8 protein-coding genes are annotated in these 9445 nt (G+C 34.0%); 4 read left to right on the top strand and 4 right to left on the bottom strand.

Annotation, left to right across the window (positions count from 1 at the left end; genetic code table 11):
• Nucleotides 1–606: 606 nt before the first annotated feature.
• Together ACXR6G_RS17100 and ACXR6G_RS17095 are read left to right on the top strand one after the other, a co-directional pair.
• Nucleotides 607–1416, top strand: a complete 810-nt coding sequence (locus tag ACXR6G_RS17100) for an SDR family oxidoreductase (protein ID WP_458362667.1) — start codon at nt 607–609, stop codon at nt 1414–1416.
• A 136-nt stretch (nt 1417–1552) separates the two neighbouring features.
• A complete protein-coding gene (locus ACXR6G_RS17095; RefSeq protein WP_458362666.1) occupies nt 1553–2260 on the top strand; it encodes a YebC/PmpR family DNA-binding transcriptional regulator in 708 nt (235 codons plus the stop codon).
• A 78-nt stretch (nt 2261–2338) separates the two neighbouring features.
• On the opposite strand, the gene ACXR6G_RS17090 is transcribed toward ACXR6G_RS17095, so the two are convergent.
• From ACXR6G_RS17090 to ACXR6G_RS17075, 4 genes are all read right to left on the bottom strand, one after another.
• Nucleotides 2339–3349, bottom strand: a complete 1011-nt coding sequence (locus tag ACXR6G_RS17090) for a YitT family protein (RefSeq protein ID WP_458362665.1) — start codon at nt 3347–3349, stop codon at nt 2339–2341.
• Nucleotides 3350–3565: 216 nt separating this feature from the next.
• Complete coding sequence (locus tag ACXR6G_RS17085) at nt 3566–5959, bottom strand: outer membrane beta-barrel protein (RefSeq protein WP_458362664.1); 2394 nt, start codon at nt 5957–5959, stop codon at nt 3566–3568.
• 239 nt (nt 5960–6198) lie between these two features.
• Complete coding sequence (locus ACXR6G_RS17080) at nt 6199–7146, bottom strand: phosphoribosylaminoimidazolesuccinocarboxamide synthase (RefSeq protein ID WP_458362663.1); 948 nt, start codon at nt 7144–7146, stop codon at nt 6199–6201.
• Nucleotides 7147–7253: 107 nt separating this feature from the next.
• Nucleotides 7254–8207: a PhoH family protein gene (locus tag ACXR6G_RS17075; RefSeq protein WP_458362662.1), complete on the bottom strand. Its 954-nt coding sequence runs from the start codon at nt 8205–8207 to the stop codon at nt 7254–7256.
• Nucleotides 8208–8373: 166 nt separating this feature from the next.
• Between ACXR6G_RS17075 and ACXR6G_RS17070 the strand changes: the two genes are divergently transcribed.
• Both ACXR6G_RS17070 and ACXR6G_RS17065 read left to right on the top strand, forming a co-directional pair.
• Nucleotides 8374–9162, top strand: coding sequence for an SAM hydrolase/SAM-dependent halogenase family protein (locus ACXR6G_RS17070; RefSeq protein WP_458362661.1), 789 nt, complete (start codon nt 8374–8376; stop codon nt 9160–9162).
• Nucleotides 9152–9433 (top strand): putative quinol monooxygenase, encoded by a 282-nt coding sequence (locus tag ACXR6G_RS17065; protein WP_458362660.1) that lies wholly within the window; start codon nt 9152–9154, stop codon nt 9431–9433. Before ACXR6G_RS17070 ends, ACXR6G_RS17065 begins: the two co-directional genes overlap by 11 nt.
• The last annotated feature ends 12 nt before the right edge of the window (nt 9434–9445 follow it).

The following is a 9445-nucleotide window of genomic DNA, read 5'->3' as shown; positions in this document are numbered from 1 at the left end:
GGGTTCGAACCCAGGACCCCATCATTAAAAGTGATGTGCTCTACCAGCTGAGCTAAGGAATCAGTAATAAGCTTTGTTTTTTAAAGCGTTGCAAATATAGATTCTTTAAATTAAATACGCAAACTATAAATGCTTGTAATGCCCAGTTTTTTTAATGTTGGAGCGCTGTAAGCACCCTTATTGCACTGGTTCGTAAAATGATATCAGAAAGAGAAAAAATATAAAAAAAAACACATTTTATTGTGTGACTGATTTTGCCTTTATGATAAGATTAAAAAAGGAGTATGAAATTTGATTTTGACTCCTGCAAGTTAAAACCTTTTTATCTTTATCTAAAGCTTTGTTAGAGAATAAGCTGCCAATATTATCTTGTGGGAAATGGACTGTTAAATCGTCCATTTTACTCATTTTTACATTAAATGAGCAAAATTTCAAATTTTCAAGCTTCAACTTATAATTTAGTCGAGATTGTACAATAAAACTGAAAAAAAATTAAATTTGTGCTTCTGTAAAGAAGATGAATGAAAACTTATAAATAGAAATTTACCTATTTCTGTATTGAATCATCTTTTATCACTTCAACAAAAATAAAGAAATAATAAGCATATGATCGATAAAATTGTTCTTGTTACTGGAGCATCATCTGGAATAGGGAAGGCCTTGGCTTTCGATTTCGCATCTCGTGGATCGAAATTGGTGTTAGCAGCTCGAAATATTGAAAAGTTAAAAGAAATTGAAAAAAAGTTAACAGAGCAGGGTGCTGAAGTTCTATGTGTAAAAACGGATGTCAGTATAGAAAGTGATTGTCAGAATCTGATTTCAGAGGCTGTGGCGAAATTTGGACGTATAGATGTCTTAATAAACAACGCTGGAATTTCAATGCGTGCCATGTTTAAAGATTGTGACTTATCAGTTCTTAAGAATTTGATGGATGTTAATTTTTGGGGAACCGTATATTGTACAAAGTATGCGATGCCTTATATCACGAAATCGAAAGGATCAGTTGTTGGCGTAATTTCTATTGCAGGTTATGTTGGTTTACCTGGACGTACTGGTTACTCAGCTTCAAAATATGCTATTCGAGGTTTCCTTGATACATTAAGAGTAGAGAATTTAAAGACTGGTGTGCATGTTTTAGTAGCGGCTCCTGGCTTCACAGCTTCTAACGTTAGAAGTGTAGCTTTAACAGCTGATGGAAGCTCACAGGGCGAAACACCAAGAGATGAAGCTAAGATGATGACGGCTGAAGTTTGTGCAGCTCATATTGCAAAAGCAATAGTAAAACGTAAGCGTGAGTTAATATTAACCTTTGTTGAGGGGAAATTTACGGTTTGGTTGAAAAAATGGTTTCCTAGCTTATTAGAAAAGTTAACCTATAATCATATGGCCAAAGAACCAAATTCGGGATTAGAATAAGTGCATTATTGATGTTTTATTCATTTGAATAGGCCTAAACGATAATGAATGTTGTTAGATCTACGATTTAATTAGCGAAAAATTTTAAAGAGTAAAAGGCATGTGTTACATTTGCCCAAAATCATAATCATAAATCATGGGAAGAGCATTTGAATTTAGAAAGGCACGCAAGTTTAAGCGTTGGGATAAAATGGCTAAAACCTTTACCCGAATAGGAAAGGAAATCGTAATCGCTATTAAAGAGGGCGGAACTGATCCTACATCTAATTCGCGTCTTCGTGCAGTAATTCAGAATGCAAGAGCAGCTAACATGCCTAAGGAAAATGTTGAGCGCGCTATTAAGAAAGCTACATCGAAAGATCAAAAAGACTTCAAAGAACTTATATACGAAGGATATGCACCTCATGGTATTGCTGTATTGGTAGAAACTGCTACTGATAATCACATGCGTACCGTAGCAGATGTTCGTTCTTACTTTACTAAGACTAAAGGTAGCCTGGGAACTGCAGGTAGTGTTGAGTTTATGTTTGAGCACAAGTGTCACTTTAAAATAGAGAACACAGGTCAGGATCTTGAAGAACTAGAGTTAGAAGTTATCGATCTTGGTGTTGAAGACGTTTTTGCTGAAGAGGATGGTATCATGTTGTATGCCTCATTCGAAGATTTCGGTAGAGTACAGGCGTATTTAGAGGGTAATGATATTATACCTCTTAGTTCAGGTTTTGAGCGTATTCCAATGGATACTAAAGAGCTTACTGAAGAAGAGATTGCTGATGTTGAAAAGCTTCTTGATAAATTAGAAGATAATGACGATGTATTACATGTTTACCATAACATGGCATAATCTGAATTTGCATTCAACAAAAAAGACCTTCACGTTTGTGAAGGTCTTTTTTGTTTCAATGAATTTGAAACAAATTCTTTATTCTACTTTACCAGATAAAGATTTAAAACCTTTACCTAATATCTCGTTTGTTTCCATCACAGTAATGAAAGCATTAGGGTCGATATGCTCAATAAAATCTCTTAGAATCGAGAGCTCTCGTCGGTTGACAACAATAAAAATCATGTTCTTATCTTCTCCATCATACATACCTTGTCCCTTGAGGTAAGTGCCACTTCGTTTCATATCGATAACAACCTTATCTCGGATTTCATCCGTTTTATCGGAGATAATAAATAGAGCTTTCTCAAATGTTGAGCCCTGAATGGTAATATCGATAACACGGCCAGAAATATAAAGTACGATAAGTGAATAAAGTGGAATCTGCCAGTCCATATCCACATACAAACTACTTAGTATAATCAACAGGTCGACATAAATAATCATTTGTCCTAAAGGTAAACCAGTATACTTCGATAGAATCATACCTACTGTATCAGTGCCGGTGGTGGTTGCTTTGGCTTTTAATATTAAACCAAATCCGAAGCCAATAAGAATACCACCAAACACGCAGGATAGGAGTATATCATCTACTAAAGGGACTAGTCCCCACCATTTTGTCGCTAGATCGATGAAGATTGAGCTAAGGAAAAAGCCGAAAAAGGTTTTGAAGCCAAAACGAGGGCCTAATATTTTAATACCGACTAATACCAATATGGTATTAATAACAAGTCCGGTAAGCCCAACAGGAATACCGCCTTGGTACTGATGAAACATATTGTTTTGATATTCCATAAAGTAATAGCCAATCTTGGAAAAGAAGCTGGAGTATTCTGAAGCATCTAAGAGATCGAAGGGACCGTGAGGAAATAGTCCTACGGATAGTTTATTGACAATGATTCCAATACCGTAAGCTCCTCCAGGGACTATAAAGTGTGGTGTGATAAAGAAAATAAAGCCTAAAGCAAGTACAAAAGCCCCTGCTACAAGTAAAGCGTAATTATAGAACCATTTACCTGAAAATAATTTGTCGTCTTGAAGGAATGCCATGGATGATGTTGATTATTAAGTTGTAAGCAAAGAATATGCGTCAGTTTGAATTGTGCTTACTACAAAGCAAATAAGATTTTTTTAAAAAATAGATATTTAAGCTGTGAAATTTAAATTTTATCTCATAAAAGTATGAAAGTGATAAACAAAAAAAATCTGTGAATAAATCGAAATGTATCGATAATTCACAGATTCTATATTGTGAGCTTGTGTTTTCTAAAGACTTGAACTTTTACGTCTTCTAGTAGATTTATAGTTATTAATCTTGTAGCTCAAGCTTAGTTTGAAAGTAGGAGCTTTTTGATCGTATTTATTGGTGATATTAAAATTTTCATTGTAGTAAGTCTTATTTAATTTGCTGGTATTGAAAACATCACGAACAATTAAATTTGCTGATAATCTCCTTTTGAAGAAGCTGTGTTTTAGAGTTGTTGTAGCTGAAAATGTACTGGCATTTTTTCCTTGTGCCCATTTTGATTTAGATTTATATGTCAAATCAAGGCTAAATTGAGTTAACTTACCTAAAGTGAAACGTGAAATACTTCTTAAAGTATAGTTATTGCTCGAAGTTGAGAAGGTGTGTTTTTCACCCATATTTGAATTATCCTCATATTCACCATCAATCTTATAGTGAGATAGGTTGACAAGAAGTTGATTTCTCCACCATTTCAATATAGCTAAATTAGCATATGCCTCTAAACCAATTGTATGATCTTCACCAACATTCTCGTATGTTGTGATGATAACATTGGGGCTATCATCCGAAATCGTTTTTATTCTTTCTGTTTTGTCTTTTTTTGACCTGTAGTAGGAATCAAAAGAAAGAGTATGTTTCCCAAGCTTAGTGCTATAGTTTAATTCAAATGAATTAATTAATTCAGGTTTCAAGTCTGGGTTACCTAGTGTTCGGTTGTGGCTGTCATTCCAAATCTCGAAAGCTTCTAAAAGCGTACTAGAAGGACGATTAATTCGTCGAGAATAGTTTGCCGATAGCTTACTTACCTTACCAATACTCAATTGAGTGTGAACGCTTGGAAACAAATCCCAACGATTAACTTTGTAAGTATTTCCTGTATACTTGTTCTCTCTATCGGTGTGTTCAGCTCTTAAACCAACTTGATATGATAGTTTGTTTGTATTACCAGAATAAGTGGTATATACACTATGCATATTTTTCTTATAGTCCGATTTTTGAGAATAACTTGGGTTAATTATATTGTTTTCTTTAAAATTTCGTTCGACATTGTATTCATGAGAAAGGAATTTATAGCCCGCTTTGAATTTGCTTTTTCCCACTAATGGAAGCGTATAATCCGATGAAATTGTAATGCCACTAGCATCTTCACTTAAAAATGAGAAATAAGAATTTTCTTCGTCAATAGTTTTACTATTATTTAAGCCTGTTTTTTCCCAATCTCTACCAGAGTAATCAATAAAGGTGTTTAGTTGATGTCCTTTCTGATTAAATTTCCTAATATAATTGAAGGTTGTTTCGTGATAATCCGTAGTATTATCTGTTTGTTCTATACTTTCTTCAAATTCATGGCTACTGTTAGCCTGAAAAGTATCAAAGATTAAGTTATCTCGTTTATCAAGAGTGTTATGACCAATTTTAGCTGTTATAGAAAATGAATTTAAGGAATCAATTTCGTAATCAAAAGCGGAAGAAAGGGCGTATTTTTCCTTTTTAAATTCCAATTCACCTATTGAATTGATAAAAGTATTGGGTTGTGTAAATAAGGTTTGGTAGTTGTTACGTTTTCCTTCTCTATTACTTTTATTGTAGCTAGTCCCTATATAAAAACTACTTTTTTGCTTTTTTAGATTATATGTTCCACTTCCAGCTAAATTATCATGACTACCAGGCGTAATGTTTAGAAAACCACTTGATCCCTTGAGATTGAACTTTTTGCTAATAATATTGATGATGCCTGCTTCTCCTTCAGCTTCGTATTTTGCGGATGGATTGGTTATTATTTCAATATTTTCAATTTGACTGGTTGGTATTTGGCTTAAGATGTCTTGAGCATCTCGTATTGACGGACGTCCATCGATAAGTACTTTGAAATTAGAACTTCCTCTAAGGTTTACATTTCCATTCACATCTACACTTACCGAAGGAACTGTCTCTAAAACATCGATAGCTGTACCGCCTGCTGCGGAAAGTTGACTTCCAACAGAAATTACTTTTTTGTCGATTTGATAATCTATAGCATGATTATCGGAACTAACAACAACTTCATGAAGAGCCTTTGTTGAATGATTCAGCTTGATGATATCAAGTTTGGTTTCTTTCTGATAGTTTCGAATAGCAATATTGGGTACCATCTTTTTCTCGTAACCAATGAATGATACTTCAATATAATAATTACCAGGCTTTAATTTTTTGATCTCAAAAAAACCATCCTTGTTGGTGATGGTTCCATCTACGAGTTTCGATTTATCATTGGTGAAAACTGAAACAGTCGCATACTCAATTGCTTCATTAGAATTTATGTCTTTAATAGTGCCATTTATAACTCCAAATTTGTTTGTTGAGCTATTTGAATTATTTGCACAGATTGTTGAGCCTAAAAGTAATAGGATTAATAGGGGGGCAAGGCGTTTCATAAATTAATATTCTTGACGAATGTATAGATTAATTATACAAATAGTCGATTTGGTTAGTTAAACGGTTTTAAACATTGATCAATACAAATATAAGCTTGTTATTTTTAAAACCTAATTTCGAATTAATATTTTTTACATAAAAAGTGTAAAATATGTAAATATGAAAATTGATGGAACATGAGAAAGGCTATCCCTTTAAATATAAGGGATAGCCTTTCTCATGTTTTTAATGAAATGAATTACATGGTCTTTAGACAAGTTGCAATACCATTTTCAATTCTTGAATTGATATTACTCGAATCAGCTTTTACAAATTTTTCGCCAATGATTTGCTCATAAAGTTCGATGTATCTTTCAGAAATTAGCTTAATACGATCCTCGTTCATTTCAGGAATTGATTGTCCATCTTTACCTTGGAAACCATTTTCCATCAACCACTCACGAACAAATTCCTTGGAAAGTTGTTTTTGAGCTTCATTATTGTCGATTCTTTCTTGATAGCCTTCAGCATAAAAATAACGAGATGAATCTGGTGTATGAATTTCATCAATTAAATAGATTTGTTCATCTTTTTTACCAAACTCATATTTAGTGTCAACTAGGATTAAGTTCTTCTCAGCAGCAATCTCTGTTCCTCTTTGGAAAAGGGCAAGGGTATAGGCTTCCAATTTTTCGTAGTCTTCCTGGCTTACTATTCCTTGTGCAAGAATTTCTTCTCTTGAGATATCTTCATCGTGTCCTTCTAGTGCTTTTGTAGTAGGGGTGATGATTGGTTTTTCGAATTTTTGGTTTTCAACCATTCCATCAGGCATTGGCATACCACAAAGTGTACGCTTCCCTGCTTTGTATTCTCTCCAGGCATGTCCGGTTAAATAGCCACGAATCACCATTTCAACCATGAAAGGATCTGCTAGGTGACCAACAGTTACCATTGGATCTGGAGTTGCAAGTTTCCAGTTTGGAACGATATCAGCAGTTGCATCCAAAAATTTGGCAGCAATCTGGTTTAATACTTGTCCCTTGAAAGGAATTCCTTCTGGAAGAACCACATCGAATGCTGAAATTCTATCAGAAACGACCATGGCTAGGAATTCGTCGTTGATATTATAAACGTCACGTACTTTACCTACGTATAAATTTTTTTGATTCGGAAAGTTAAAATCTGTTTTTACAATTGCTTCGTTCATCTTTACAGATAGATTTATAATTTATAAAATGGTAATTCTTTAATTAAATAGGAACATCAGATGTTCCGCATGCAAATTTAAAAGATTTATTCCTCTTTTTTCCACTTTTACTCTTCCTTTTCTTCATCAATTTCGTAAGCACTTACAATTTTTTTCACAAGAGGGTGGCGAACAATATCAGAAGTGTCGAATTCGACTGTTTCAATTCCCTCAATTCCTTTTAAAATTCGGAACGCTTGTACTAATCCTGACTGTTGTTTTTCGAGAAGATCAATTTGAGTAATATCACCAGTAATGATAAACTTAGCACTTGTTCCCATACGTGTCAGGAACATTTTAAGCTGTTTATTTGTGGTGTTCTGTGCTTCATCTAGTATGACAAAAGCATCATTAAGCGTTCGCCCACGCATGTAGGCAAGTGGTGCGATCTGAATGACGTCTTCCTCAATTTGCTTAGAAAGCTTTCGAGCAGGAATCATGTCCAGAAGCGCATCATAAATAGGTTGTAAGTAGGGATCAACTTTCTCTTTAAAATCACCTGGTAGGAAACCTAAATTCTCACCTGCTTCCACAGCTGGGCGACTCAAAATGATTCGTTTGACTTCGTTATTTCGAAGGGCTTTAACCGCTAAAGCGACTGCAATATATGTTTTACCAGTTCCCGCAGGTCCGATTACAAATGTCATGTCATTTTTTTCAGCTTTCTCAACAAGTTCTCTTTGGTTGTTGTTGCGTGAACGAATGAGTTTTCCATTGGTACCGTAAAGGATAATGTTTTTAGGATCTGAAGGATCTTTAATTTCTTTGGCGTCTTCTAAAACAAGTCGTTTGAGATTAGCACCTGTGAGTGTGTTGTATTGACTGTAATGAAGAAGGATAAGATTGATTTTAGTTTCAAATAAATTCAGTGTTTTTTTCTCTCCTTTTACGATAAGTTCACTGCCTCGCGCAACAATATGTAATTTAGGGAACAGTTCTTTTATAATATTAAATTTACTATTGTTCACACCATAAAAGTCGAGAGGGTCAATTGAGCCTATAGATATGTGTCGTTCAATCATAAATTTTGTTCAATAATTTATTACTTTTGAGCTTACAAATTAGTGATTTTTTTCGATTGAATCAGTTTTTATCAATTTGCATTTCCAGATTTCCTCTAAATTATTGATTGATAGACTCTGGTTAATCATGGAATGAAAACCAAACACTAATCAAAATATTTAACTCATGGGTATTATAACAATATGCAGCGACTGGAATGGTCGTGATTACTATTTGGGAGCTTTAAAGGGAAGATTGCTTTCTCTTTGTGAAGGTGCCCAAATTATAGATTTGAGTCAAAATATTGAGTCATATAATATTTCCCAGGCTGCTTTTATTGTAAAAAACGCTTATCATTATTATCCTGAAGGTAGTATTCATATCATCACGGTAAATTCTGAAGTAGGAGCTGAACATCCACATGTGCTTGTGAAGCATAAAGGACATTATTTTATTGGAACTGATAATGGTATGTTTAATTTAATGTTTAGAGAGAAGCCCGATGAGATTATTCGAATTAAAGGGGATATGTCAGATGTTCAATTTTTGAACTTTCCAGAATTGGCAGTTTTTGCTCCAGCAGCTGCTCATATCTTCAATAATAGACCTTTAAAAAAATTGGGTGAAAAGGCCGATAATCTTTATAATATGGTACCTATTAGAGCCTTGATTCAGAAAGATACTTTGACGGGTAAAGTGATTTATATCGACTCCTATAGCAATGCCATTATAAATATTTCAAAGGATCGTTTTTATTCGAGTTTAGAGGGACGAGATTTTGAAATCCTGGTTCAAAGCAATCAACATTTAATCACAAAAATTAGCCAGCATTATAATGATGTGCCTGAAGGTGATATTCTTGCTATATTCAATTCAGCTGGTATGCTTGAAATAGCTATGAATAAAGGTGAGTTGTCTAAATTATTGGAAATAGATACAAATTCAGATATAAGAGTTAAATTTCATGATCGTTAGATTTGTTAAATTAGAAATTCAAGATCAGCATATTGCTGATTTTAAGATATTGACAGCAGGAGAGAAAGAAGAGATTGTCGCTTTTGAAGGTTGCTCTTTTTTAGAAATTTTGCAGGATGTCAATATTAAAAACCTATTTTTCTCGCATAGCCATTGGCAGTCAGAAAATGCTTTGAATAAATATAGAGATTCAGCTTTTTTTAGAGGAAATTGGAAGCAGGTTAAACAATGGTTTGCTGCAAAGCCTGAGGCGTGGAGCTTGGAACGATAATTATTAGAGTAA

This window comes from Ancylomarina sp. YFZ004 (genome assembly GCF_054254355.1).
Note: the sequence above shows the minus strand (reverse complement) of the source record. Positions and strands in the feature narration are given on the sequence as shown.